Source organism: Nocardia sp. CDC160, from assembly GCF_035818795.1.
Lineage (GTDB): Bacteria > Actinomycetota > Actinomycetes > Mycobacteriales > Mycobacteriaceae > Nocardia.
This window is the reverse complement of the sequence record NZ_JAYKYT010000004.1, coordinates 1,049,403-1,075,233: the sequence shown is the minus strand read 5'-3', so window position 1 is coordinate 1,075,233 and position 25,831 is coordinate 1,049,403. Positions and strand designations below refer to the sequence as shown.

Below are 25,831 nucleotides of genomic sequence, written 5' to 3'. Positions count from 1 at the left end.
GAGGTTGCCGAGGGGGTGCCGGGTCAAAGCGGCGCGAGCGCGCTGGTAGGGTTCATCGGCGAAAGACATCCTTTAACGGACCGTCCCGTGAGGCGGGGAAGGAGGTCGGCATGGCTGTGCCCGAAGACCGGGCGGCCAAGTCGAGCGCTGCCGAATTCTCGCAGCGGCACGACCCCGAGCGGGTCCAGGCCGGACGCGAGCTGCTTTCCGATTCGGATGTCGGCCGGACCATCGCGCGCATGGCGCACCAGATCATCGAGAAGACCGATCTCGGGGATCCGGATGCTGCCCGGGTGGTCTTGATCGGAATTCCCACGCGCGGAACCACTCTCGCCCATCGCCTGGCGGGCCGGATCGAGGAGTTCTCCGGCGTGCGCCCCGCGATCGGCTCCCTGGACATCACCCTCTACCGCGATGACCTGCGCTCCAAGCCGCACCGTCCGCTCGAGCGGACCTCGGTGCCCGAGGGCGGGATCGACGGCTCCCTCGTCGTGCTGGTCGACGATGTCCTGTTCTCCGGCCGCACCGTCCGCTCCGCGCTGGACGGGCTGCGCGATCTGGGCCGCCCGCGCGCGGTGCAGCTCGCCGTTCTCATCGATCGCGGCCATCGCGAACTTCCCATCCGCGCCGACTATGTCGGCAAGAACGTTCCCACCGCGCGCACCGAGGACATCTCGGTGCTGCTGCGCGAGCACGACGGCCGCGACGGTGTGTACCTGCGTCAGGAGGGTGACAAGTGAAGCATCTGCTGTCGGTCACCGACCTCGACCGGGCCGCTGCCACCGGTTTGCTGGACGAGGCCGAGCGCTTCGAGCAGGCGCTGCTGGGCCGCGAGGTCAAGAAGCTGCCGACGCTGCGCGGACGCACGGTCATGACGGTGTTCTTCGAGAACTCCACCCGCACCCGGGTCTCCTTCGAGGTGGCGGGCAAGTGGATGAGCGCCGACGTGATCAATGTGAGCGCGTCGAGTTCCTCTGTCTCCAAGGGCGAATCGCTGCGCGACACCGCGCTGACCCTGCACGCGGCGGGCGCGGACGCGCTCATCGTGCGCCACCCGGCCTCCGGCGCGGCGCATCAGATCGCGCGCTGGTTCGCCGAAATGGACGAGGCCGCAAGCGGTTACGCCGGTCCCGGACCCGCGATCATCAATGCCGGTGACGGCATGCACGAGCACCCCACCCAGGCGCTGCTCGACGCGCTGACCCTGCGCCAGCGCCTCGGCGACATCGACGGCAAGCGCGTCGTGCTGGTCGGCGACATCCTGCACAGCCGGGTCGCGCGCTCGAATGCCTTCCTGCTCAGCACCCTCGGCGCCGAGGTGGTGCTGGTCGCGCCGCGCACCCTGCTGCCGGTCGGCGTCGAATCCTGGCCGGTGCGGATCTCCGATTCCCTGGACGCCGAGCTGCCGGGCGCGGACGCGGTCATGATGCTGCGCGTGCAGGCCGAGCGCATGAACGGCGGCTTCTTCCCGTCGGCGCGCGAGTACTCGATCCGCTACGGCCTCAACGAGCGTCGGCTCGAGATGCTCGACGACAACGCGGTCGTGCTGCATCCCGGACCGATGCTGCGCGGCATGGAAATCGGCTTCACCGTGGCCGACTCCCCGAAAGCGGCTGTCCTGCAACAGGTCAACAACGGTATCCATATGAGAATGGCGGTGCTGTTCCGCCTGCTGGTCGGAACCGACGAGGTGGTGGCATGAGCGTCCTGATCAAGAATGTCCGTCTGTACGGCGAAGGTGACGCGGTCGACGTGCTGCTCGCCGACGGCGAGATCCGCGAGATCGGCGCGGGCCTGAAGGCCGACGACGCCGACATCGTGGATGGTACCGGCCAATTCCTGCTGCCGGGCTTCATCGACCTGCACACGCACCTGCGCGAGCCGGGCCGCGAAGACACCGAGACCATCGAAACCGGTTCCGCCGCAGCGGCTCTGGGTGGCTACACCGCCGTGTTCGCCATGGCCAACACCAGCCCGGTCGCCGACAACGCGGTCATCACCGACCACGTGTGGAAGCGCGGCCAGGAGGTCGGCCTGGTCGACGTCTACCCGGTCGGCGCGGTCACCGTGGGCCTCGAGGGCAAGCAGCTCGCCGAAATGGGCACCATGGCAACCGGTCTCGGCCAGGTGCGCATGTTCTCCGACGACGGCATGTGCGTCTACGACCCGCTGATCATGCGCCGCGCGCTGGAGTACGCGAACTCGCTGGGCGTGCTCATCGCCCAGCACGCCGAGGAGCCGCGCCTGACCAAGGGCGCTGTCGCGCACGAGGGTCCGACCGCCGCCCGCCTGGGCCTGGCCGGATGGCCGCGCGCCGCCGAGGAGTCCATCGTGGCCCGCGACGCGCTGCTGGCCCGCGATGCCGGTGCGCGCGTGCACATCTGCCACGCCTCCACCGCCGGTACCGTCGAACTGCTGAAATGGGCCAAGGCCCAGGGCATTTCGATCACCGCCGAGGTCACCCCGCACCACCTGCTCCTCGATGACTCGCGGCTCGAGACCTACGACGCGGTCAACCGGGTGAACCCGCCCCTGCGCGAGGCCTCCGATGTGGCCGCGCTGCGCCAAGCCCTCGCCGAGGGCGTCATCGACTGCGTGGCCACCGACCACGCCCCGCACGCCGACCAGGACAAGTGCTGCGAATTCGCCGCCGCCCGTCCCGGCATGCTCGGGCTGGAGACCGCGCTGTCGATCATCGTGGAGACCATGGTCAAGCCGGGACTGCTCGACTGGCGCGGCGTCGCCCAGGTCATGAGCGAGAACCCGGCCAAGATCGTGGGCCTGGACGATCAGGGCCGACCGCTGCAGGTCGGCGAACCCGCCAATGTGGTGCTGATCGACCCGGCCGCCGAATGGACGGTCGAGGCCAAGGACTTGGCCTCCATCGCCCGCAACACGCCCTACCAGGCGATGACCCTGCCCGCGAAGGTGACCGCCACCTTCCTGCGCGGCAAGCTCACCGCCCGGGACGGCAAGATCGTCGCCGGTTAGCGGCGGGTGGGGAACCGAGGAGGACGTAATGGAACGCACGCTTCAAGTACTGGGATTGCTGGTGCTGTTCGTGCTGTGCCTGGGGCTCATGTACTGGGCCTGGACCGGCAGGGCCAAGAAGCAGGCGTCCGCGATCGGTGAACTGCCACCGGTGCCCGCCGACTGCGGCGCGCAGCTGCTGGAGCCCACCACGGGGCTCTACCTCGGCAGCACCCTCGCCCCCAGCTGGATTCAACGAATCACGGTGGGCGACCTGGGATTCCGCGCCACGGCGGAACTCACGCGATTCGAGCGCGGCATCCTCCTGGAACGGGATGGCGCGGCGACGATCTGGATTCCCCAGGAATCCATTACCGCGGTGCGCGCCGAGCGCGGGCACGCGGGCAAAGTGATGACGGAAGACGGTGTGCTGGTGATTCGCTGGACATTGCCGACCGGAACCGAGGTGGATACCGGTTTCCGCGGCGACGACAAGGCGGTCTACCCGGCATGGACCGGCGCTACGAAGACGGGAGACGAGGCATGAGCAGCAGTAATACTGCGGTGATGGTGCTCGAGGACGGCCGCGTGTTCCGCGGGACGACCTTCGGCGCTGTCGGCGAGACCCTGGGCGAGGCGGTGTTCTGCACCGCCATGACCGGCTACCAGGAGACCCTGACCGACCCCAGCTACGACCGCCAGATCGTGGTGGCCACCGCGCCCCAGATCGGCAACACGGGCTGGAACGACGAGGACGACGAGTCCGGCAAGATCTGGGTCGCCGGATACGCCGTGCGCGACCCCGCGCGCCGCGCCTCCAACTGGCGCGCCAACCGCACCCTGCAGGACGAGCTGGAGAACCAGAACGTCGTCGGCATCGCGGGCATCGACACCCGAGCCCTGGTGCGGCACTTGCGCACTCGCGGTTCCATGAAGGCGGGAATCTTCTCCGGTGACGCGCTCACCGACTACGAGGCCATGCTGGAGCGGGTCAACGGCCAGCAGTCCATGCTGGGCGCGGATCTCGCCGCCGAGGTCTCCACCAAGGAGATGTACACCATCGAGCCCGAGGGCGAGGCGCGCTTCACCGTCGTCGCGGTCGACCTGGGCATCAAGTCCAACACACCGCGCATGTTCGCCCAGCGCGGCATGCGGGTGCACGTGGTCCCGTCCAACGTGACCTTCGACCAGATCAAGGAACTGAACCCCAACGGTGTGTTCCTCTCCAATGGTCCCGGCGACCCGGCCACCCAGGACGCCATGGTGGCCCTCACCCAGCAGGTGCTGGGCGAGGATATCCCGCTGTTCGGCATCTGCTTCGGCAACCAGATCCTGGGCCGGGCCTTCGGCCGCAAGACCTACAAGATGAAGTTCGGCCACCGCGGCATCAATGTGCCGGTCGTCGAACACCATTCGGGTCGGATCTCGATCACCGCGCAGAACCACGGCTTCGCCCTCGAGGGCGAGCGCGGCGAGGTCTTCGACACCCCCTTCGGCAAGGCCGAGGTCAGCCACGTCTGCGCCAACGACGGAGTCGTCGAGGGCGTGCAGCTGGTGAGCGGCCGCGCCTTCTCCGTGCAGTACCACCCCGAGGCCGCGGCCGGTCCCCACGACGCCGCCTACCTCTTCGATCGTTTCGCCATGCTGATGGAAGGTGCCTGATGCCACGCCGTACCGACCTCAACCACATCCTGGTGATCGGCTCGGGCCCGATCGTCATCGGCCAGGCCTGCGAGTTCGACTACTCGGGAACCCAGGCCTGTCGCGTCCTCAAGTCCGAGGGCCTGCGCGTGTCGCTGGTGAACTCCAACCCGGCGACCATCATGACCGACCCCGAGTACGCGGACTCGACCTATGTCGAACCGATCACCTGGGAGTTCGTCGAGAAGGTCATCGCCAAGGAGCGCCCCGACGCCATCCTCGCCACCCTGGGCGGCCAGACCGCGCTCAATTGCGCTGTCGCCCTGCACGAGAACGGCATCCTGGAGAAGTACGACGTCGAGCTGATCGGCGCGGACTTCGAGGCCATCCAGCGCGGTGAGGACCGCCAGAAGTTCAAGGACATCGTCGCCAAGGTCGGCGGCGAGTCCGCCCGCTCCAAGGTCTGCTACACCATGGACGAGGTCCGCGAAACCGTTGCGGAACTGGGCTTCCCGGTCGTCGTGCGCCCGTCGTTCACCATGGGCGGCCTGGGCTCGGGCATGGCCTACAACCACGAGGACCTCGACCGCATCGCCGGTGGCGGCCTGGCCGCCTCGCCGACCGCGAACGTGCTCATCGAGGAATCCATCCTGGGCTGGAAGGAATTCGAGCTCGAGCTCATGCGCGACCGCAATGACAATGTGGTCATCGTCTGCTCGATCGAGAACGTGGACCCGATGGGCGTGCACACCGGTGACTCGGTCACCGTCGCCCCGGCCATGACCCTCACCGACCGCGAATACCAGAAGATGCGCGATCTGGGCATCGCCATCCTGCGCGAGGTCGGCGTCGACACCGGCGGCTGCAATATCCAGTTCGCGGTCAACCCCGCCGACGGCCGCCTCATCGTCATCGAGATGAACCCGCGCGTCTCGCGCTCGTCCGCCCTGGCTTCCAAGGCAACGGGTTTCCCGATCGCCAAGATCGCCGCCAAGCTGGCCATCGGCTACACCCTCGACGAGATCGTCAACGACATCACCAAGGAGACCCCGGCCTGCTTCGAGCCCACGCTCGACTACGTGGTCGTGAAGGCTCCCCGCTTCGCGTTCGAGAAGTTCCCCGGCGCCGACCCGACGCTGACCACCACCATGAAGTCGGTCGGCGAGGCAATGTCGTTGGGCCGCAACTTCTCCGAGGCGCTGGGCAAGGTGCTGCGCTCGCTCGAGACCAAGGCCACCGGCTTCTGGACCCAGCCCGACGGGCAGTGGACCGACGTGCAGGCCATCCTCGACGACCTGAAGGTCCCCACCGAGGGCCGCATCTACCAGGTGGAGCGCGCGCTGCGCCTGGGCGCGAGCATCGAGGACACCGCCAAGGCCTCGGGCATCGACCCGTGGTTCGTGGCCGAGATCGCCGCGCTGGTCGACCTGCGCGCCGACATCATGGCCGCCCCGGTGCTGGACGAGCCGCTGCTGCGCACCGCCAAGCACTACGGCCTGTCCGACCGCCAGATCGCCGCGCTGCGACCGGAACTCGCGGGTGAGGGCGGCGTTCGCGAGCTGCGCCACCGGCTCGGCATCCGCCCGGTGTACAAGACCGTCGACACCTGCGCCGCCGAATTCGAGGCCAAGACCCCGTACCACTACTCGGCCTACGAGCTCGATCCCGCCGCGGAATCCGAAGTGGCACCGCAGCTCGAGCGCGAGAAGGTCATCATCCTGGGCTCGGGCCCGAACCGCATCGGGCAGGGCATCGAGTTCGACTACTCGTGTGTGCATGCGGCGCAGACGCTTTCGGAAGCGGGCTACGAGACCATCATGGTCAACTGCAACCCCGAGACCGTGTCGACCGACTACGACACCGCCGACCGCCTCTACTTCGAGCCGCTCACCTTCGAGGACGTGCTCGAGGTGTACCACGCCGAAACCGAGTCCGGCACCGTCGCGGGCGTCATCTGCCAGCTCGGCGGCCAGACCCCGCTGGGCCTGGCGCAGCGCCTGACCGACGCGGGCGTGCCCGTGGTCGGCACCTCCGCGGCCGCCATCGATCTGGCCGAGGACCGCGGCGAGTTCGGCGATGTCCTTGTGGCGGCTGGACTTCCGGCCCCCAAGTACGGCACCGCCACCACCTTCCCGCAGGCGAAGAAGATCGCCGCCGAGATCGGGTACCCGGTGCTGGTGCGCCCGTCCTACGTGTTGGGCGGGCGCGGCATGGAGATCGTCTACGACGAGAAGTCCCTGGAGGACTACATCTCCCGCGCCACCGAGATCACCCCGGATCACCCGGTGCTGGTCGACCGGTTCCTGGAGGACGCCATCGAGATCGACGTCGACGCCCTGTGCGACGGCGAGGAGGTCTACCTGGGCGGCGTCATGGAGCACATCGAGGAGGCCGGTATCCACTCCGGTGACTCCGCGTGCGCTCTGCCGCCGATCACCTTGGGCCGCAGCGATATCGAGGCCGTGCGCCGCTCGACGGCCGCGCTCGCCAAGGGCATTGGCGTCAAGGGTCTGCTGAACGTGCAGTACGCGCTCAAGGACGATGTGCTCTACGTCCTCGAGGCCAATCCGCGCGCCAGCCGCACCGTGCCGTTCGTGTCCAAGGCCACCGCGGTGCCGCTGGCCAAGGCCGCGGCGCGAATCGCGTTGGGCGCCACCATCGCCGAGCTCCGCAAGGAGGGCCTGCTCCCGGCCGACGGCGACGGCGGCTACGCGCCGATCGACGCCCCGGTCGCGGTCAAGGAAGCCGTGCTGCCCTTCCACCGCTTCCGCCGCCCCGACGGCAGCGGCATCGACTCGCTGCTCTCCCCGGAGATGAAGTCCACCGGCGAGGTCATGGGCATCGACGCCGACTTCGGCACCGCCTTCGCCAAATCGCAGTCCGCCGCCTACGGTTCGCTGCCGACCGAGGGCACCGCCTTCGTGTCCATCGCCAACCGCGACAAGCGCGCCATGGTGTTCCCGGTCAAGCGCCTGCACGACCTGGGCTTCCGCATCCTCGCCACCGAGGGCACCGCGGAAATGCTGCGCCGCAACGGCATTCCGTGCGATCGGGTGCGCAAGCACTCCGAGGACTCGCCGCACACGGCCAGCATCGTGGACATGATCAAGGACGGCGACGTCGACATCGTGTTCAACACCCCGTACGGCAACAACGGTCCGCGCGTGGACGGCTACGAGATCCGCACCGCGGCGGTGGGCGCGAACATCCCGTGCATCACCACCGTGCAGGGCGCGGCCGCGGCCGTGCAGGGCATCGAGGCCACCATTCGCGGCGGCATCGGCGTGCGGTCCCTGCAGGAACTCCACGCGGTGCTGCGCGGATGACGAGTTTCGGTGTGCGGCTGCGGGAGTCGATGCGCGAGCACGGCCCGCTGTGCGTCGGCATCGACCCGCATCCGCCGCTGCTGCGGGCCTGGGGCCTGAGCGAGGACGCGTCCGGGGTGGCGAAATTCGCCGACACCTGCGTGCGCGCCTTCGCGGGCCGGGTGGCACTGGTCAAACCGCAGGTCGCGTTCTTCGAGACCTACGGTTCGGCCGGAATCCTGGTGCTGGAGGAGACCATTGCCGCGCTGCGGGCGGCGGGCACCCTGGTGCTGGCCGACGCCAAGCGCGGCGATATCGGCTCCACCATGGACGCGTACGCGCACGCCTGGCTCGGCGATGGCCCGCTCGGCACCGACGCGGTCACCATCTCCCCGTACCTCGGATTCGGTTCGCTCACACCGGCCCTGGACCTCGCCAAGGCCAACGACCGCGGCGTGTTCGTGCTGGCCGCCACCTCCAACCCGGAGGCGGTGGAGCTGCAGAACATCACCGGCCCCGACGGCCGCACCATCGCCCAGCGCATGGTCGACGACGCGGCCGCCGCCAATGCCGGAGCCGAATTCGGTTCCGTCGGCGTGGTCATCGGCGCGACCCTGGACAAGGCCCCGGACCTGAGCAAGCTCAACGGCCCGATCCTCATGCCCGGCGTCGGCGCGCAGGGCGGGGGAGCGGACTCCATTCGCAACCTGGTCCCCGCGAGCGACCTCGGCGCGGTCCTGCCGAACGTCTCCCGCGAGGTCCTCAAGGCCGGCCCGTCGGTCCCCGCCTTGAAGGAGAAAGTGGCCGAACTGGCCGCCGAATTCGCCTTCCTGCAGGCCTGATTCACTCGGAGACAGACTCGCGGCATCGGACAGGTTCCGGTGCCGCGAGCTTTTCGGAGGAAACCTCTCCGCTTGCCGTTTCTCGGCGATACAGTGGCGACATGTCTGCCGCGGTGCCGCCCAAGGGAATTCGTCATGCGCTCGTGCTCGGCGGGGGTGGTGCGGTCGGCCTGAGTTGGATGGCCGGTGTGGTCATCGGCCTGCGCGCCGCCGGGGTGGATCTCGCGCTGGCCGAACGCATTGTCGGCACGTCCGCGGGCGCGGTGGTGGGCGCGGCCCTCGCCGCCGAGGTCGATCTGAACCTGCTGTTGCGCCGCCCCTCCGTGGACAATCCGGAGGCCCCGCCGATCACCTTCGACCCCAATGCCTTCGGCGAGATCATGGGCATTCTGGCCACCCCGGGCCTGGACCCGAACGAGGCCCGTCGACGTGCCGGAGCCCGCGCGCTCGAAATGACCGCCGGTGCCGACCCGGCCGACCACATCGCCCGCATCGGCGGCTTCATCGGTCACGCCGACTGGCCCCGCCGCGATCTCCGGATCACCGCCTGCAGCGTCACCACCGGCGAACTTCAGGTCTGGACCCCCGATGGCAAGGCCACCCTCCCCGAAGCCCTCGCCGCCAGTACCGCCGTCCCCGGCGTCTTCCCGCCCATCCCCATCGACGGCACCTTCTACATCGACGGCGGCATGCGCTCACCCATCAACGCCGACCTGGCCGCGGGCGCGGAACGCATGCTGATCATCGAACCGCTGGCCCACCTGTTCCCGCACAGCCCCACCGACCGCGACCTGGGCGGCGCGGCAACGACTTTCATCGTCCCGGACGCGGGCGCCATGGCCGCCTTCGGCCTCGACCTGTTCGCCGCCTCCGCCCTCGAACCCGCCTACGAGGCGGGCCACCGCCAAGGCACCGAGGCCGCCCCGGCGATCAAGGAGATCTGGCCCGCCGCCTGAACCGAGAATCGGGGTCTGACGAAGGACCGGTGTGTCCGCGTAGGGTGGCGGCGTGCTGTCGCTCACCGAAATTCTCACATTGGCCGGGGTGATCGTGCTCGGCTCCATGTCACCCGGACCGGACTTCCTGATCGTGCTGCGGAATTCGGTAGTGTCCGGTCGACACGCGGGGATCGCCAGTGCGGGTGGGATCGCGGCCGGGGTGTTCGTTTGGGCGCTGGTGACCGCGATCGGGGTGGCCGGGTTGCTGGCGGCCTCGGCGCAGGCCTACACGGTGGTGAAGCTGGTCGGCGCGATCTATCTGGCGTTCATCGGGATTCGGGCCTTGCTGGCCGCGCGGCGGGGAGACTATCGGCCCGATCCGGACGCGGCGGCGAATCGGCGCAGTGCGCTGGTGTCGTTTCGGCAGGGGCTGCTCACCAATCTGCTGAATCCCAAGTGCGCGGTGTTCTTCATCGCCCTGGTGCCGCAGTTCCTGCCCGCGCATCCGTCCGCGCTGGGCACCCTCGAACTGGCCGCGGTGTGCACGGTCGCCAACCTCGTGTGGTTAGTGACGCTGGCGTTCGGTGTGGGTGCGTTGCGGCAGTGGTTCACCCGTCGTCGCGTCCGCCGGATTCTCGACGCCGCGATGGGCACCTTCATGGTCGGGCTGGGGCTCCGAATCGCCATGGAGAGCAACTGATTCCGGTCCCGAGGGCCTGATCGCCCGCCTTTCGCCGAGCACTACGCTGAACGCGACCGCTCGGTAGAAAGGTGGGATTTCTCATGTCCGATGCCGCCCTCGGCCTCGTCTCCTACGGCCAAACCCGCGTCCTCGTGGACGATTTCGCGCCCAGTTATCGCTTCTATCGCGATGTCCTCGGATTGCCGCTGAAGCACGAAACCCCGGGCGATATCCCGGAATCCGATGACGGCCCCTACGCCTGCTTCAGCCTGGACGGCCGCGATCTGGCGCTGTTTACCCGCGCCTACCAGGACGCCGCCATCGGGGCCGAGCACCGGCCGCGTGAAGGCGTGGACGGCGTGGTCGTGGTGCTGCGTGTCGCCGATGTCGACAAGGCGATCGAGGTCGTTCGAGACCGCGGCGCGCACATCGTCGCGGAACCGGCCGACCAACCCGCGTGGGGCATGCGCGTGGCCCATTTGCGCGCTCCCGAAGGCACCCTCATCGAGTTCTGCCAGTACGACGACTGACCCTCCCGTGTTCGCCTAGCGCGAACGGATCGAACGCTTGTCCTGATCGCTCGTCTCACAGCCGTGTCACGGGGGTCGGCGTATCGAGTCACCCGACCCCCATTTCACCCGTCAGCGTGCCTCTCAGGCCCCGAAACAGGCCGTCCTGTCGGTGATCCGGACCCGCACAACCCTTCCCACCTGCACCGGAACGATGTCGGATTTGTGTGTTTCAGTACCGTCGCGAACACCCCGAGTGATGCGCGACACGCGGTACGGATTCGAACGACACGCCGAGAAATCCAAGAAAAATCCAGGTCGCGAGATTACAGCTCGGTCACGGTTTGCTGCGGGGCCAGTCCGGCCCCTCGGGGACCCTGTCAAGTTTCCGAAAAAGCCCTGGCTGCAACGATATTCGCGACCCCGCCGAAAGCGTTCCCGCGGCCGCTAGCGCACGGCCCACACGGCCGCCCATCCGGCCCGGTCGGGCCCCGAATCACGCGCTGACCTGGGGGGTGGGTTCGCAATCGGCAAGCGTCGTGGGTACGGTCGCTGAGACCACCGGGTTACCGGAGGTAGATCAAGCAATGAACGATGAGACGGAGGAACCGTGGCCCTTCCCCAGCTGACTGACGAGCAGCGCGCCGCTGCTTTGGAGAAGGCGGCTGCCGCTCGCCGCGCTCGGGCGGAGCTCAAGGAGCGCTTGAAGCGTGGTGGCACCGATCTGAAGACGGTCCTTGCGGACGCCGAGAAGGACGAAGTCCTCGGCAAGATGAAGGTTTCGGCTCTGCTCGAGGCTCTGCCGAAGGTTGGCAAGGTCAAGGCGGCCGAGATCATGAGCGAGCTCGAGATCGCTCCCACCCGCCGCCTGCGCGGACTGGGCGACCGGCAGCGTAAGGCGCTGCTGGCCCGGTTCGACTTCAGCGCCGAATAATCCGAGGGTGGTCGAACACACTCGGAAGGGTCGACTGGTAGTCCTGGTCGGCCCCTCGGCCGTCGGCAAGTCCACCGTCGTGCGCTGCGTGCGCGAACGACTGCCCGAATTGGTATTCAGTGTGTCGGCCACCACCCGGGCTCCGCGGCCCGGGGAGGTCGACGGCCAGGACTACCGATTCGTCACCCGCGACAAGTTCGACGCCATGATCGAGGCGGGCGAACTGCTGGAGTGGGCCGACATCCACGGTGGACTGCAGCGGTCGGGCACCCCGGCCGCACCCGTGCGGGAAGCGCTCGCCTCGGGACATCACGTCCTGATCGAGGTCGACCTCGAGGGCGCGCGCAGCATCCGCAAGACCATGCCGGAGGCCAAACTGGTCTTCCTGGCACCGCCCAGCTGGGACGAGCTGGTGTCCCGCCTGACCGCTCGCGGGACGGAATCGCCCGAGGTGATCGAGCGTCGCCTGCAGACCGCTCGCACCGAATTGGCTGCATGTGACGAGTTCGACATCGTCATCGTGAACGACCACGTGACCAGCGCCTGCGAGCAGTTGGTATCGTTGTTCGTTAGCACAAATTCGGGGTCTTAGGTCCCGAACGCCGACTCGTCTTGCAAGAGAGTCGGAATCCATCCTTCCGAACAACCCCGCAGGAGCCTTCCTAGTGAGTACGGACATCAAGACCGTTCCCGCCTACGACACTCCGGTCGGCCTCACCAACCCGCCGATCGACGAACTGCTGGAGCGGACTTCGTCCAAGTACGCGCTGGTCATCTACGCGGCCAAGCGTGCCCGGCAGATCAACGACTACTACAACCAGCTCGGCGACGGCATTCTCGAATACGTCGGTCCGCTGGTCGAGCCGGGTCTGCAGGAGAAGCCGCTGTCGGTGGCCATGCGCGAGATCCACGCCGACCTGCTCGAGCACTCCGAAGGCGAGTAGTTCCTCGGTGACCAAGATCGTCGTCGGCGTCGGCGGCGGTATCGCCGCCTACAAGAGCTGCAACCTCGTGCGCCGGTTCACCGAAACCGGGCACGAGGTTCGTGTCATTCCCACCGAGTCGGCGCTGAATTTCGTCGGCAAGGCCACCTTCGAGGCCCTTTCCGGCCACCCCGTGCACACCGGTGTGTTCGCCGATGTGCCGGAGGTGCCGCATGTGCGACTCGGCCAGGAGGCCGATCTGGTCGTCATCGCCCCGGCCACCGCGGACCTGATGGCCCGCGCCGCGCAGGGTCGCGCCGACGATCTGCTGACGGCGACGCTGTTGACCGCGCGCTGCCCCGTGCTGTTCGCCCCGGCCATGCACACCGAGATGTGGGAGCATCCGGCCACCCGGGCGAATGTCGCCACGCTGCGCGCGCACGGTGCCGTGGTCATGGAACCCGCCTCGGGTCGACTGACCGGTACCGACACCGGTCCGGGCCGCCTGCCCGAGCCGGAGGAGATCTTCGGACTGGCCCGACTGCTGCTCGAACGCGCCGACTCGCTGCCCCGCGACCTCGAGGGTCGGCGCATCGTGGTCTCCGCGGGCGGCACCCGCGAACCGCTGGATCCCGTTCGCTTCCTTGGCAATCGGAGTTCCGGCAAGCAGGGCTACGCGCTCGCGCGCCTGGCCGCCCAGCGTGGCGCGCAGGTGACGCTGATCGCGGGCAATACCATCGGACTCGAACCGCCCGCCGCGGTCGAGGTCGTGCACGTGACCACCGCCGAACAGCTCAAGGTGGCCGTCGACAAGCACGCCCTGGGCGCGGACGCGGTCATCATGGCCGCGGCGGTGGCGGACTTCCGCCCGGTGAACGTCGCGGCCGCTAAGATCAAAAAGGGTGCGGGAGAACCTGATTCGATCGCACTCGCCAAGACACCGGATATCCTGGCCGGGTTGGTACAGTCCCGTCGCGACGGGCACCTACCCGGCACCGCGATCGTCGGATTCGCCGCCGAGACCGGGGACGAGCACGCCGATGTGCTCACCCACGCGCGGGCCAAGCTGGCTCGCAAAGGCTGCGATCTGCTGGTCGTGAATGCCGTCGGGGAGGGGAAGGCCTTCGAGGTCGACACCAACGACGGCTGGTTGCTCGGTGCCGACGGCACCGAGATCGCCCTGGACCACGGGTCCAAGGCCCTACTGGCTAGCCGGGTGCTGGACGCACTCGGCCCCTTGCTCCGCTGAAGCCTCGGCACCGCAGGGTTCGGACAGTCGCCGTGATAGGCATGGCAACTGTCTGAGTCACGATGTGTTCGCCACGGTGGCAGCCCGCCCCTGTGACGAACATATTGGAATAACCTGAGACAAAGGGTTGTGCGATGCGGCGGAGACGCTACTGTCGCCACCCGATACGAGAAACCCGTTGAGGGAGAGGGAACAACTGTGCGCACGTCTGGCAGCCGCCTATTCACCAGTGAGTCGGTGACCGAGGGTCACCCCGACAAGATCTGTGATGCCATCAGCGATTCCATCCTCGACGCGTTGCTCGCGGCCGATCCGCGCAGCCGGGTCGCGGTGGAGACCCTGGTGACCACCGGTCAGGTGCACGTCGCGGGTGAGGTCACCACCTCCGCCTACGCCGACATCCCGACCATCGTCCGCGAGAAGGTCCTCGAGATCGGATACGACTCGTCGGCAAAGGGTTTCGACGGCGCGTCCTGCGGCGTGAACGTCGCCATCGGCGCGCAGTCGCCGGATATCGCCCAGGGCGTGGACACCTCGCACGAGGCCCGCGTCGGCGGTGAGGACGACGAGATCGCGCGTCAGGGCGCGGGCGATCAGGGCCTGATGTTCGGCTACGCCACCATCGAGACCCCCGAGCTCATGCCGCTGCCGATCTCGCTGGCGCACAAGCTGTCTCGGCGACTGACCGAGGTCCGCAAGTCCGGCGTGCTGCCGTACCTGCGTCCGGACGGCAAGACCCAGGTCACCATCGAGTACGACGGCTCGATCCCCAAGCGCCTGGACACCGTGGTCATCTCGACCCAGCACGCGGCCGATATCGACCTCGACAACCTGCTCACCCCCGACATCCGGGAGAAGGTCGTCGACTCGGTGCTGTCGGAGCTGAAGCTGCCGAACCCGTTGGACACCTCCAATGTTCGACTGCTGGTCAACCCGACCGGCAAGTTCGTGCTCGGTGGCCCGATGGGTGACGCGGGCCTGACCGGCCGCAAGATCATTGTCGACACCTACGGCGGCATGGCCCGCCACGGTGGCGGCGCGTTCTCCGGCAAGGATCCGTCGAAGGTCGACCGCTCGGCCGCCTACGCCATGCGCTGGGTCGCCAAGAACGTCGTCGCCGCGGGCCTGGCCGAGCGGGTCGAGGTGCAGGTCGCCTACGCCATCGGCAAGGCGGCCCCGGTCGGCCTGTTCGTGGAGACCTTCGGCACCGAGCAGATCGATCCGCTCAAGATCTCCGACGCCATCGGTGAGGTCTTCGACCTGCGTCCCGGCGCGATCATTCGCGACCTGGACCTGCTGCGCCCGATCTACGCGCCGACCGCCGCCTACGGCCACTTCGGCCGCACGGACGTCGATCTGCCCTGGGAGCGCACCGACCGCGCGGAGAAGCTGCGCGCGGCCGCCGGGCTGTAATTGACCGGCACCCAAGCGAACTCGACGGGAGCGTCGGGCACGGAATCCCCTTCCGAGCCCGACGCTCCCGCCGTCGTTGGCATGGACCATCTCCTCGACGTCGCCGCGCCCCGCCCCGCGTCCACCACCATGACCCACCCCATAGCCCGGGTCCTGCCCCTGCTCGAACCCGCCCACCTGGACCGCGATTTCGACTACCTGGTCCCACCCGAGATGGACGAGATCGCCCAGCCCGGCGTCCGAGTCCGTGTCCGCTTCTCCGGCCGCCTCGTCGACGGCTACCTCCTCGAGCGCCTCGAAAAGTCTGACCACACCGGCAAACTCGTCCGCCTCGAACGCGTCGTGTCCCCCGAACGAGTCCTCACCCCCGAAATCCTGAAGCTGGTCGGCGCGGTGGCCTCCCGCTACGCGGGCACTCGAGCCGACGTCCTCCGCCTCGCCATCCCACCCCGCCATGCGAAGGTCGAATCCGAGGGCACGGACCAGCCCGAAAAACCCAAGCGCTCATCGAAGAAGGCCAAGGCGGTCGCGGCGGAGGTCGGCGAGGAGATCACGCGAGTCGATCCGGTCGTCGAAAGCCTCTCTGCACAGGACGTGCCGGTCTCGGCCGACGTCGTAGATGAAGCGCCCGAACCCGCTGCTGCGCAACCGATTCCCGAGGAGTTTCCGGCGTGGGGGCGGTATGTGCATGGGCATTCGTTTCTGGGCGCGCTGGCGGCGGGGCGGGGACCGCGGGCGGGGTGGCAGGCATTGCCGGGGGAGGAGTGGGCGCGGCGGCTGGCGGAGTTGGCGGCGGTGACCGTGCGGGGTGGGCGGAGTGCGGTGATCATGGTGCCGGATCAGCGGGACTTGGATCGGGTGCTGGCGGAGTGTGTTGCGTTGGTGGGGGAGTCGGCGGTGGGGTTGGCGGCCGGGTTGGGGCCTTCGGCGCGGTATCGGCGGTGGTTGTCGGTGTTGCGGGGGACGGCTCGGGTGGTGGTGGGGACGCGCAGTGCGGTGTTCGCGCCGGTGAAAGAGCTTGGGCTGATCGCCATCTGGGATGACGGGGACGATACGTTCGCCGAGCCGCGGGCGCCGTATCCGCATGCGCGGGAAGTGGCCATGCTGCGGGCGCACGAGACCGGGGCGGCGTTCGTGGCGGGCGGGTTCTCGCGGACGGCGGAGGTGCAGGCGATCGTCGAGTCCGGGTGGGCGCATGATCTGCTCGCGGATCGGAGTGTGGTGCGGCAGGCCATGCCTCGCATTACCGCGCCCGGTGACACCGATGCGGCGTTGGAGCGGGATCCGATCGCGCAGGCCATTCGTATTCCGGCGGTGGCGTTCACCGAGGCGCGCAAGGCGCTGAAAGCCGGTGGGCCGGTACTGGTTCAGGTGCCGCGGCGCGGATACATTCCGGCGCTGTCGTGCGCCAAGTGCCGGACCCCGGCGCGCTGCCGCCACTGCAATGGCCCGCTGGCGCTGCCGGACTCCGCACCCGCGTCACGTGGCGCTTTGCGCAGTGGGCGTGATGGTGTCGCGGAGGCGCAGAGCCCGGCCTGTCGGTGGTGTGGTATCACCGAGGCCGCATTCCGGTGCGGCGCTTGCGGTTCCCGCGCCCTGCGGGCCGTCGTCATCGGTGCCTCCCGCACCGCCGAGGAGTTGGGCCGCGCGTTTCCCGGTGTGCCCGTGCGGGGTTCGGGCGGCTCGTCGATCCTGAATTCGGTGCCCGAGGGGCCGCAGGTGGTGGTCTCGACCATCGGCGCGGAACCTCCCGTCCCCGGCGGTTACGCGGTCGCCATGCTCCTCGACGGCTGGGCCCTGCTCGGTCGCGCCGACCTGCGGGCCGCCGAGGATGCCCTGCGCCGCTGGATGTCCGCCGCCGCCCTGGTGCGCCCCGACGGCCGCGTCATCGTCATGGCCGATGCGGGTCTGCCGACCGTGCAGGCCCTGGTGCGCTGGGATCCGGTGTGGCACGCCGGTTTCGAACTCGAGCAGCGCGCCGAGGTGCGCTTCCCGCCCGCGGTCCGCTTCGCGGCCATCGACGGAACCACCGAGTCGATCGCCGAATTGCTCGGCGAGGCAAAGCTTCCCGACGATGTGGAGATCCTCGGCCCGGTCCCCCTACCGCCCGGCGCGCGAAAGCCCTTCTCCTCCGGCGATTCCCCCGCCGAGGTCGAACGCATGATCCTGCGTGCCGATCGCTCCTCGGGAGCCGCGCTGTCCCGCGCCCTCACCGCCGCCCAGGCCGTCCGCAGCACCCACCGCTCCGACGCCCCCCTGCGCGTCCAAATTGACCCCATCGACATCGGCTAGCAAGATCAGGGAGCTCCCGGCGCGGAAATATGCCCGATTCCCCGCGCTGACAGCTCCCTGATCTTGGTCAGCCGCCGAGGATCTCGTCGCGGGGGAGCGCGCTGAGGGTGATGAGGGCGTTGAGGAAGCCGCGGCGGTCGGCGGCGGGGAGCTTGGACAGCAGCCGGTCTTCCTGGGCTTGGATTTTGGCCTGTGTCGCGTCGCGTAGCTCGCGGCCCTCGGGGGTGAGGGCCAGTAGTCGGGCGCGGCGGTCGGCCGGGTCGGGGCGGCGTTCGATCAGGCCGCGCTCCTGCAGGTCGTCCAGCACCGCGATGATGCGGGTCTTGTCGGCCCCGATCTCCTGGGCGAGCACGCCCTGCCCGCGCGTGGTCGTCTCGTCCAGACGCAGCAGCACGACGTAGGCCCACATGGTGAGGCCGTGGGCGGCCAGCACCGGTTGCTCGGCCGCCATGAGGGCGCGGCCCAGGGGGACGATCATCGCTGCCAGGTCCGGACGGTCTGTCATGCGGACAAGATTAGGCGGCGTGCCCGTGCGGCCTGTCGATCGTGTCGCCCGCGCGGGTCAGAATCGCGTCGGCATCGAAGGTTTCGGCCTGCCAGGACGCGACGCCGATGCCGACGCGGCCGCGCCACGCCCGCACGATCTCGGTGTGCTTGGGCCACCGGACGAAGCGACGCATATCCCGCTCCGACTCCCACACCGAGACCGACCCGCCGCGCAGCTCGCCCGGTTTGCCCCACAGCCACAGGCCGACCGCGCCCTGCATGATCGGCCACGCCGTCGCCAATTCGTCTCCCGCGCGGTAGATCTCGAGCCAATCCTCCTGCGACTGAGCCAGGAAGTCGGTGACGCTGACGAAGACCGGGCCCTCGGGGTTTGGGGTGGGCCCGGGCTTCCAGGGCAGGAGGAGCGTGCCTTCGGAGAACGTAACGGTATGCATACGTAGACGATAGGCGTATGCGTACTAAATGTTCAATGGCCCATTCGCCGGAGGTTCAGCGGAATGCGGGTGCGACCCGAGCCGCCCACTCGGCGTAGCTGGTCGCCGGGCGTCCGAGCACGCGCTCGACATCGCCGCTGACCCGCTGCTCCTCATCTGTCGGAGCGCCCAGAATGTCCAGGGTGTGGTCCGCGACGGATTCCGGCATGAAGCGCAGCATGTTCACTCGCGCTTGCTCGCGGGTGAGCTCCACGAACCGGATCGGTTCGCCGATGGCTGCCTGCAGGGCGGCGGCCTGCTGGCGCGGCGTCACCGATTCCGGGCCGGTGACCGTATAGGTCTGCCCGTCGTGGCCATCCTGGATGAGTGCCGCCGCGGCCATGGCAGCGATATCGACCGGATCCACCTGCGGCAGACCGACATCCCCGAACGGAGCGGGAATCATTCGCTCGGCGCGGACCGGCTCGATCCAGGCGAACGTATTGGTGAAGAACCCACCCGGCCGCAACACCGTCCACTCCAGATCCGAAGCGGCCAAGGCCTTCTCGAATTCGAGGGTGCGCGCGTAACCTCCGCTGTCGGGCCGCGTGACCGCACCCTGCGACGACACGAACACCACCCGCCGAACCCCAGCCGCCGCAACGGTTTCCACTACCTCGGCGGGCGCGGGACCCGAGACCAGCTGCGGCCCGGTAATGAGCAGGAACAGCGCCCGAGCGCCCGCCACCGCCTCGCCCAGCTCCGCCAGATCCCCAATATCCGCCCGGCGGTGCTCGACTCCTTCGGGTAGATCCACCGGCTTCTCGCCGCGCGACACCGCGACCACCTTCTCGCCCGCCTGGGCGAGCTGCCGCACCAGCGCACTGCCGACGTTTCCGGTCGCTCCGGTCACCACGATCATCTGTCTCACTCCTGAGTTAGTTGGCTGACTAAATAGGACCATAGAGGGTGTGACCGGGCGTTGTCTATAGTGAGTCGTATGACTAACTCAGTGGCTCGGGCCGCGGCTCCGGGCAAGCGGGAGCGGCTGGCCGACGCGGCGGCCAAGGTGTTCCACGAGCAGGGTGTGGAGAAGACGACCATCGCCGATATCGCGCGGGCCGCCGAGGTGCCGGTGGGCAATGTGTACTACTACTTCAAGACCAAGGATCAACTGGTCCAGGCCGCGATCGGCGCGCACGCGCGCACCGCGCAGGAGATCATCGCCGCCCTCGAGCAATTCGACGCTCCCGCCGAACGTTTGAAGGCCCTCGTCCGCGGCTGGGTCGACCAGCGCGAGCAGGCCGCTCAATTCGGCTGCCCCTCCGGCTCACTCGCGACGGAACTGGACAAGCGCGCCGACGGCCTCGACCGCGAACTGGCCGAAGTCATGCGCGGCCTACTGGATTGGATCGACACGCAGTTCGCTGCCCTGGGGCGCAACGACTCCCGCGAACTGGCCGTCGCCCTCCTGGCTGCCTACCAGGGAATCTCCGTCCTCACCAACACCTTCCGCGACCCGGCCCTCATGGAAGCCGAGGGTGCCCGCCTCGAACGCTGGATCGACTCCCTCGTCCCCGCGACGTAATCCGCGGCAGGTCGGATCGGCGGGTCGATCCCGCCCCGATCGCCCTGGCCGAATCGCGATGAGTCGGCTCTGATTCGCACGAGCATGCAAATCGGCAGGATTTCTCGGCGTGTTTCCTGCTGGATTGCATGCTCGTCGTCAGGTGAGCTGGGGTTGGGCGGGGCGGACGGACCAGCGGCGCTCGTCGCGGAGGATGCGGACGGGGTGGTCGAAGCAGTGGCTGATGTTCGGGGTGGTGATGACCTCGTCGACGGGGCCTGCGGCGAGGGCGCGGCCGTCGCGCAGGAGCATGGCGTGGGTCGTGCCGGGTGGGAGGTCCTCCAGGTGGTGGGTGACCAGGACCGAGGCCAGGTCGGGGTGGGTGCGCTGGAGGAGGTCGACGCGCTCCAGGAGTTGTTCGCGGCCAGCGAGATCCAGGCCGGTCGCCGGTTCGTCCAGCAGGAGCAGGCGGGGGTTGGGCATGAGCGCGCGGGCGATCAGGGTGCGGCCGCGTTGGCCCTGGGAGAGGATTTCCCAGTCGGCGTCGCGGCGATGGGAAAGGCCGAGTAGGTCGATGAGGCGGTCGGCCTCGGCGAGCTGATCCGGCGTCGGCTGCCAGCGGGGGACCAGGGCGGCGGTATTGGTCGCGCCGGTGAGGACGATCTCGCGGACCGTGAGGGGGCCGTTGGGCCGGTGCCGCGGGTCGACGTGGCCGATGCCCGCGCGCAGCGCCCGCATGTCGACGCGGCCCAGACGATGGCCGAGCACCTCGACGGTGCCCGTCGTCGGATGCTCGAACGCGCCCAGCATCTTCAGCAGCGTGGTCTTGCCCGCGCCATTGGGGCCGAGCAGGGCCCAGTGCTCACCGGCGTGGACGGTGAGCGAAACGTCTTGCAGGATGGCGTTTCCGCTTCGCACGACCGTCACGTTCGACACGTTCAGCACCGAGTCACTCATGCGCCCACGGTAGCAAATTCCTCAGACAAGTTGAGGAGTGAGGGCTTGCTGGACCGGTAGCCGCGCGCTGCCTGTGTAGGGTGGCGGTATGGCGATCGAAGCGGTCCTGTTCGACTTCTCCGGCACTGTCTTCCGTTTGGAGGAATCGGCCTTCCACTCCGCGAATCTGACCGACGCGCAAGGCCGTCCGCTCGACACCCACGAGATCGCCGAGATCATGCGCCGCATGACCGCGCCGGTCGGCCAGTTCGTCGAATTCGATGCCGAGGGTCAATACGCCTGGGACAACCGGGATCTCGACCCGGCCCTGCATCGCACCGCGTACATGCAGGTGCTCGAGAAGTCCGGGGTGCCGGATGTTTCGGCCGAGCAGCTGTACGCGCAGCTGCTCAACCCGGCCGCGTGGACGCCCTACCCGGACGCGGGACAGGTGCTGCGCGAACTGAGCGAACGCGGCATTCGGGTGGGCATGGTCAGCAATATCGCCTTCGACATCCGCCCGGCCTTCGTCTCGCGCGGCTGGCATCGATATATCGATAACTTCGCACTCTCCTTCGAAGTCGGTGCCATGAAGCCTGATCTGCGCATCTTCAAATCGGCCATCGACAAGCTCGACACGACCCCGGAAAACACCCTGATGGTCGGTGACAGCGCCGAGGCGGACGGTGGTGCGACGGCCTTGGGCTGCGCATTCGCCCTGGTAGATCCGCTGCCCACGGTGGATCGGCCGTCCGGTCTGCGCGACGCGCTCATCGAGCACGGCATCTTGACCGCCACCTCCTAAAAGGTCCAAACCAGACGGTTTGTGTCACGTCTCACTCTTGTCGTAAATACATTGCCGATATATCGTCGATAGCAGCAAGTACAACGACGAGCCTTGAAGGAGGCACGACCATGGAACACATGGACAACATCGAACGGGGCCGCGGCCGCTGGCGGCGACTGCACGCCGAAGAGCGACAGGGCCCCCAACATCCGCGAATGCGTCACGGTGGACCCCGCGGTCCGCGTGGGGAATTCGGCCCGCGCGGCGGCGATTTCGGTCCGCACCGCCACGGCCACGGCCGTGGTTTCGGCCCGGACTTCGGTCCCGGCTTCGGACCCGGTCCGCATTTCGGTCGCGGTCGCGGCCGGGGCGGGCGTGGTCGGCGCGGTGACGTCCGCGCGGCCATCCTCCTGCTGCTGCAGGAGCGGCCCATGCACGGCTACGAGCTGATTCAGCAGATTCGCGAGAAGAGCCAGGACGTGTGGCGGCCCAGCCCGGGCTCCATCTACCCCGCGCTCGCGCAGCTCGAGGACGAGGGCCTGGTCATCATCGAGAAGGTGTCGGGTCGAAAGACGGCCAAGCTCACCGAATCCGGTGTCGAGTACGTCGAGGCCAACAAGGCCGAACTCGGCGATCCCTGGCAGGACGTCAAGGACGGCGTCGGCGATCAGGCGCTCGATCTGCGCGGACTGGTCGGCCAGCTGATGGGCGCGGTCGCCCAGGTCGCCGCCGTCGGGACCAAGGATCAGGCGGCGAAGGCGGCCGAGGTGCTCACCGAGGCGCGGCGCTCGCTCTACCGGATCCTCGCCGAGGACGACACACCCGAAAAGTAATGGCTCCGAATCACCGGCCCCCACTGGGATTTTCGACCCGAAACCAGTCAAGATCGTGACATGGGACAACAGCGCCCCATGGAATCTTGTGACATGGGACAACAGAGGAGCCGAACCCGCGGATTTCTGCGCCGCGTGGCACCGGTGGGGGTAATGGCGCTGGCGGCCGCCGTGATCGGCACGGCCGCCACACCGACGGGGACATTCGCACAGGCCGAACCGGCCTCGACTCCGGTACTGAAGGTACCGACGCAACAGGGGCCGCCCCAGACCGAACATCTGGCGGCGGCCCACTATCTCAAAGAGCATCCCGACGCTGCGCCCCAGGGCGCCAACGACTTCGGATGCAAGCCGACCGCCGAGCATCCGCGCCCGGTGGTCCTCGCACACGGCACCGACTCCTCGGCCTACTCCGACTGGTCGGGTCTCGGCCCGCTGCTGTCGCAGGCCGGGATCTGCGTGTTCGCGCTCAACTACGGCGGCAAGCCGGGCAAGGACACCTATGGCACCGAGGACGTGTGGGAGAGCTCGGCGCAGATCGGCACCTTCGTCGATAAGGTGCTCGCCGCGACCGGCGCGACCCAGGTCGATCTGGTCGGTTTCTCCCAGGGCGCGAGCGTGACTCGCTACTGGATCAACAAGCTCGGCGGCGCGCCCAAGGTCGGACAGTGGATCGGCCTGGCCTCGCCCAGTTACGGCGGGGTCATGTACGGCCTGGTCCCGATCGCCGACGCGGTGCCGGGCATCTACAAACTCGTCGAGATGGGATCCTCGCTCGCGGCGGTGCAGCAGGCGGCGGGAGCACCCTTCATTCGGGAGCTGAACGCGGGCGGCGACACGGTGCCGGGTGTGACATACACGACGATCGGCAGCCGGGTCGATGAAATGATCCAGCCCAATACCAATATCGCCCTGCACGGCGAGGGCGCGACCAACATCGTGCTGCAGAACCTCTGCGCCGAGGATCTGACCGGGCATTTCCACATGGTCTACGACCCGTACGTGCAGCGGCTGGTGGTCAATCTGCTCGATCCCGCGCACGCGGTGACACCCGCCTGCGTGCCGGTCGCGCTGGGCACCGGCATCAGCGATGTCGTGTTGGCGGCGCATTCCTGATCGGGGTGGTCACGGGCGTCCGTAAAATGAGACGACCGTATTCGTTAGCCATCGGGAGCTGCCCGTGACCATCCAGCCTGTCCGCCTGTTCGGCGATCCGATCCTGCGCGCCCGCGCGGCGGAGGTCGAGACGTTCGATCGGGAGGTACGCCAGCTGGTGACCGACCTCATCGACACCATGTACGAGAGCGGGGGCGTCGGCATGGCGGCACCGCAGATCGGGGTCGGGCTACGGGTTTTCGTCTACGACACCGGTGACGCGCAGGGGCATCTGATCAACCCGACCTTCGAGGTGATCGGGGAGGAGACCCAGACCGGGCCCGAGGGCTGCCTGTCGATTCCCGGTGTGCGCTTCGATGTGACGCGGCCGCTGACCGTGCAGGCGCGCGGTGTCGATATGGACGGCAAGCCGGTCGAGTTCCGGGCCGAGGGGCTGTTGGCACGCTGCGTCCAGCACGAGACCGACCACCTCGACGGCGTGCTGTTCCTGCAGCGCCTGGAATCGGATTCGCGCAAGGAGGCGATGCGCACCATTCGCGAATCGTCGTGGTTCACACAGGGAGTCACGGTGCTGCCCGCCTCGCAAATCGGTGGCGGCCGCAGCCGGGAACGGAGCCGCTGATATGCGTCTGGTCTTCGCGGGAACCCCCGAACCGGCGGTGCCGTCGCTGCGGCGGCTCATCGAATCCGAGCGGCACGAGGTGGTCGGGGTGGTGACCCGGCCGGACGCGGTGGCCGGACGCGGCCGCAAGATCACCCGCTCGCCGATCGGGCTGCTGGCCGACGAGCACGGCATTCCGGTGTTCACGCCGCAGCGGCCGTCCGAGCCCGAATTCGTCGAGCAGTTGCGGGCTTTGGCCCCGGACTGCTGCCCGGTCGTCGCCTACGGCGCGCTGCTGCGCGAGGACGTGCTCGGCATTCCGAAGCACGGCTGGATCAACCTGCACTTCTCGCTGCTGCCCGCGTGGCGCGGTGCGGCTCCCGTGCAGGCGGCGCTGCTCGCCGGTGACGAATACACCGGCGCGTCCACCTTCCGCATCGAGAAGGGTCTGGACACCGGGCCGGTGTACGGCACCATGACCGAGAAGATCGCCGTCACCGACACCGCGGGCACCCTGCTGGCGCGGCTCGCCGAGGCCGGTGCGCAACTCCTCGAAGCCACCCTCGACGGCGTGGAAGACGGTACCGTGCAAGCGGTTCCGCAGCCGCTCGACGGAATCTCCTACGCCCCCAAGATCGAACCCGAGGCGGGCCGCATCCGCTGGGACCAGCCCGCCCTGGCCATCAACCGCCGCATCCGCGCGGTCACCCCGGCCCCCGGCGCCTGGACCGAAATCGACGGCAAGCGCCTCAAACTCGCCCCGGTCGACATGGTGGAGGAACAACTCCCACCCCGAACCATCGACATCCGCAAGTCGGGCGTCTACATCGGCACCGCCACCACCGCGGTCCGCCTCACCCAGGTCCAACCCCAGGGCAAACGCATGATGCCCGCCCTCGACTGGGCCCGCGGCGCCCGCCTCGAGCCGGGCACGGTGGTCGAGTGACCCGCCCCGAAGACAACACCCCCCGCCGCCCCTTCCGCCGCTCCGCGGCGGCGGCCTCCGACTCGACAGCGGCGAACAACCAGGCCGCGAGCGACAAGGATCGCCGTACGGGCAACGATCGCGGCGAACGCCCTGCGGCAGACCGCAATTCGAGCTCGAACCGCTCGACCCGCGACAACCGAAACGGCGGCTGGGATCGCTCCCGCGAGGAGCGCGGAACCGGTGGCCCCGTCCGTGGAAATGGACCACGCGCGGCCGCGGGTCGAGACCGGTCGGTTCGGGACGCCCGAAATGGCGGCTGGGACAAGCCACGCGGTGGCCGAGGAGCCGATCGTCGTGACAACGGGCGCGATGGGTTCTCGGGCGGAGGTCGCGGTTCCGGGACCGAACGGTCGGGTCGGAGCGGTCGTGGTGGTAAGAGCCATGG

Annotated in this window: 26 protein-coding genes; 22 read left to right on the top strand and 4 right to left on the bottom strand. The window is 68.5% G+C overall.

The window, feature by feature from the left end; genetic code table 11:
* The first annotated feature begins 110 nt into the window (after positions 1-110).
* From pyrR to VMT40_RS26245, 16 genes are all read left to right on the top strand, one after another.
* Complete coding sequence (gene pyrR, locus VMT40_RS26320; RefSeq protein WP_326361461.1) at positions 111-740, top strand: bifunctional pyr operon transcriptional regulator/uracil phosphoribosyltransferase PyrR; 630 nt, start codon at positions 111-113, stop codon at positions 738-740.
* Positions 737-1,702: an aspartate carbamoyltransferase catalytic subunit gene (locus VMT40_RS26315; RefSeq protein ID WP_326361460.1), complete on the top strand. Its 966-nt coding sequence runs from the start codon at positions 737-739 to the stop codon at positions 1,700-1,702. The genes pyrR and VMT40_RS26315 overlap by 4 nt, the downstream gene beginning before the upstream one ends.
* Positions 1,699-2,991 carry a dihydroorotase gene (locus tag VMT40_RS26310; protein WP_326361459.1) on the top strand — a complete coding sequence of 431 codons (1,293 nt, stop codon included), beginning with the start codon at positions 1,699-1,701 and terminating at the stop codon, positions 2,989-2,991. Before VMT40_RS26315 ends, VMT40_RS26310 begins: the two co-directional genes overlap by 4 nt.
* A 28-nt stretch (positions 2,992-3,019) precedes the next feature.
* Positions 3,020-3,517 (top strand): PH-like domain-containing protein, encoded by a 498-nt coding sequence (locus VMT40_RS26305; protein ID WP_326307849.1) that lies wholly within the window; start codon positions 3,020-3,022, stop codon positions 3,515-3,517.
* On the top strand, positions 3,514-4,632 hold the full coding sequence (gene carA / locus VMT40_RS26300) for a glutamine-hydrolyzing carbamoyl-phosphate synthase small subunit (protein WP_326361458.1): 1,119 nt from the start codon (positions 3,514-3,516) through the stop codon (positions 4,630-4,632). The genes VMT40_RS26305 and carA overlap by 4 nt, the downstream gene beginning before the upstream one ends.
* On the top strand, positions 4,632-7,937 hold the full coding sequence (carB, locus tag VMT40_RS26295) for a carbamoyl-phosphate synthase large subunit (protein ID WP_326361457.1): 3,306 nt from the start codon (positions 4,632-4,634) through the stop codon (positions 7,935-7,937). The genes carA and carB overlap by 1 nt, the downstream gene beginning before the upstream one ends.
* Positions 7,934-8,758: an orotidine-5'-phosphate decarboxylase gene (pyrF, locus tag VMT40_RS26290; RefSeq protein ID WP_326361456.1), complete on the top strand. Its 825-nt coding sequence runs from the start codon at positions 7,934-7,936 to the stop codon at positions 8,756-8,758. The genes carB and pyrF overlap by 4 nt, the downstream gene beginning before the upstream one ends.
* Positions 8,759-8,859: 101 nt before the next feature.
* Complete coding sequence (locus VMT40_RS26285) at positions 8,860-9,714, top strand: patatin-like phospholipase family protein (protein WP_326361455.1); 855 nt, start codon at positions 8,860-8,862, stop codon at positions 9,712-9,714.
* A 52-nt stretch (positions 9,715-9,766) separates the two neighbouring features.
* The gene (locus tag VMT40_RS26280; protein WP_326361454.1) at positions 9,767-10,396 is read left to right on the top strand and encodes a LysE family translocator; all 630 of its coding nucleotides are present in this window, start codon (positions 9,767-9,769) and stop codon (positions 10,394-10,396) included.
* An 83-nt stretch (positions 10,397-10,479) separates the two neighbouring features.
* Positions 10,480-10,908, top strand: a complete 429-nt coding sequence (locus tag VMT40_RS26275) for a VOC family protein (protein WP_326361453.1) — start codon at positions 10,480-10,482, stop codon at positions 10,906-10,908.
* Positions 10,909-11,497: 589 nt separating this feature from the next.
* Positions 11,498-11,821 (top strand): integration host factor, actinobacterial type, encoded by a 324-nt coding sequence (gene mihF, locus VMT40_RS26270; protein ID WP_033086940.1) that lies wholly within the window; start codon positions 11,498-11,500, stop codon positions 11,819-11,821.
* A gap of 7 nt (positions 11,822-11,828) precedes the next feature.
* Complete coding sequence (gene gmk, locus VMT40_RS26265; protein WP_326307842.1) at positions 11,829-12,413, top strand: guanylate kinase; 585 nt, start codon at positions 11,829-11,831, stop codon at positions 12,411-12,413.
* Between the two features lie 73 nt (positions 12,414-12,486).
* Positions 12,487-12,765 (top strand): DNA-directed RNA polymerase subunit omega, encoded by a 279-nt coding sequence (gene rpoZ, locus VMT40_RS26260; protein WP_033086942.1) that lies wholly within the window; start codon positions 12,487-12,489, stop codon positions 12,763-12,765.
* 7 nt (positions 12,766-12,772) lie between these two features.
* Complete coding sequence (coaBC, locus tag VMT40_RS26255) at positions 12,773-13,993, top strand: bifunctional phosphopantothenoylcysteine decarboxylase/phosphopantothenate--cysteine ligase CoaBC (RefSeq protein WP_326361452.1); 1,221 nt, start codon at positions 12,773-12,775, stop codon at positions 13,991-13,993.
* 198 nt (positions 13,994-14,191) lie between these two features.
* Positions 14,192-15,406 (top strand): methionine adenosyltransferase, encoded by a 1,215-nt coding sequence (metK, locus tag VMT40_RS26250; RefSeq protein WP_326361451.1) that lies wholly within the window; start codon positions 14,192-14,194, stop codon positions 15,404-15,406.
* An 81-nt stretch (positions 15,407-15,487) separates the two neighbouring features.
* A complete protein-coding gene (locus tag VMT40_RS26245; RefSeq protein ID WP_326361450.1) occupies positions 15,488-17,698 on the top strand; it encodes a primosomal protein N' in 2,211 nt (736 codons plus the stop codon).
* 67 nt (positions 17,699-17,765) lie between these two features.
* Here VMT40_RS26245 and VMT40_RS26240 read toward each other — a convergent pair whose 3' ends face one another.
* From VMT40_RS26240 to VMT40_RS26230, 3 genes are read right to left on the bottom strand one after another with little or no spacing between them, the layout of a single operon-like run.
* Positions 17,766-18,203: a MarR family winged helix-turn-helix transcriptional regulator gene (locus tag VMT40_RS26240; RefSeq protein ID WP_326361449.1), complete on the bottom strand. Its 438-nt coding sequence runs from the start codon at positions 18,201-18,203 to the stop codon at positions 17,766-17,768.
* Positions 18,204-18,213: 10 nt separating this feature from the next.
* Positions 18,214-18,639, bottom strand: a complete 426-nt coding sequence (locus tag VMT40_RS26235) for a hypothetical protein (RefSeq protein WP_326361448.1) — start codon at positions 18,637-18,639, stop codon at positions 18,214-18,216.
* 55 nt (positions 18,640-18,694) lie between these two features.
* Positions 18,695-19,540: an SDR family oxidoreductase gene (locus VMT40_RS26230; protein WP_326361447.1), complete on the bottom strand. Its 846-nt coding sequence runs from the start codon at positions 19,538-19,540 to the stop codon at positions 18,695-18,697.
* 78 nt (positions 19,541-19,618) lie between these two features.
* Here VMT40_RS26230 and VMT40_RS26225 point away from each other — a divergent pair, with 78 nt between their 5' ends.
* Entirely contained in the window at positions 19,619-20,206 is a 588-nt protein-coding gene (locus VMT40_RS26225; RefSeq protein WP_326361446.1) for a TetR/AcrR family transcriptional regulator, read from the top strand.
* A gap of 138 nt (positions 20,207-20,344) precedes the next feature.
* On the opposite strand, the gene VMT40_RS26220 is transcribed toward VMT40_RS26225, so the two are convergent.
* Positions 20,345-21,142, bottom strand: a complete 798-nt coding sequence (locus VMT40_RS26220; RefSeq protein ID WP_326361445.1) for an ABC transporter ATP-binding protein — start codon at positions 21,140-21,142, stop codon at positions 20,345-20,347.
* Between the two features lie 88 nt (positions 21,143-21,230).
* On the opposite strand from VMT40_RS26220, the gene VMT40_RS26215 reads away from it, so the two are divergent.
* From VMT40_RS26215 to fmt, 5 genes are all read left to right on the top strand, one after another.
* The gene (locus VMT40_RS26215; protein ID WP_326361444.1) at positions 21,231-21,926 is read left to right on the top strand and encodes an HAD family hydrolase; all 696 of its coding nucleotides are present in this window, start codon (positions 21,231-21,233) and stop codon (positions 21,924-21,926) included.
* Positions 21,927-22,123: 197 nt separating this feature from the next.
* Positions 22,124-22,741 (top strand): PadR family transcriptional regulator, encoded by a 618-nt coding sequence (locus VMT40_RS26210; protein WP_326361757.1) that lies wholly within the window; start codon positions 22,124-22,126, stop codon positions 22,739-22,741.
* A 93-nt stretch (positions 22,742-22,834) separates the two neighbouring features.
* On the top strand, positions 22,835-23,857 hold the full coding sequence (locus VMT40_RS26205; protein ID WP_326361443.1) for an esterase/lipase family protein: 1,023 nt from the start codon (positions 22,835-22,837) through the stop codon (positions 23,855-23,857).
* Between the two features lie 64 nt (positions 23,858-23,921).
* The gene (def, locus tag VMT40_RS26200) at positions 23,922-24,479 is read left to right on the top strand and encodes a peptide deformylase (RefSeq protein ID WP_326361442.1); all 558 of its coding nucleotides are present in this window, start codon (positions 23,922-23,924) and stop codon (positions 24,477-24,479) included.
* A 1-nt stretch (position 24,480) separates the two neighbouring features.
* On the top strand, positions 24,481-25,404 hold the full coding sequence (gene fmt / locus VMT40_RS26195; protein ID WP_326361441.1) for a methionyl-tRNA formyltransferase: 924 nt from the start codon (positions 24,481-24,483) through the stop codon (positions 25,402-25,404).
* The last annotated feature ends 427 nt before the right edge of the window (positions 25,405-25,831 follow it).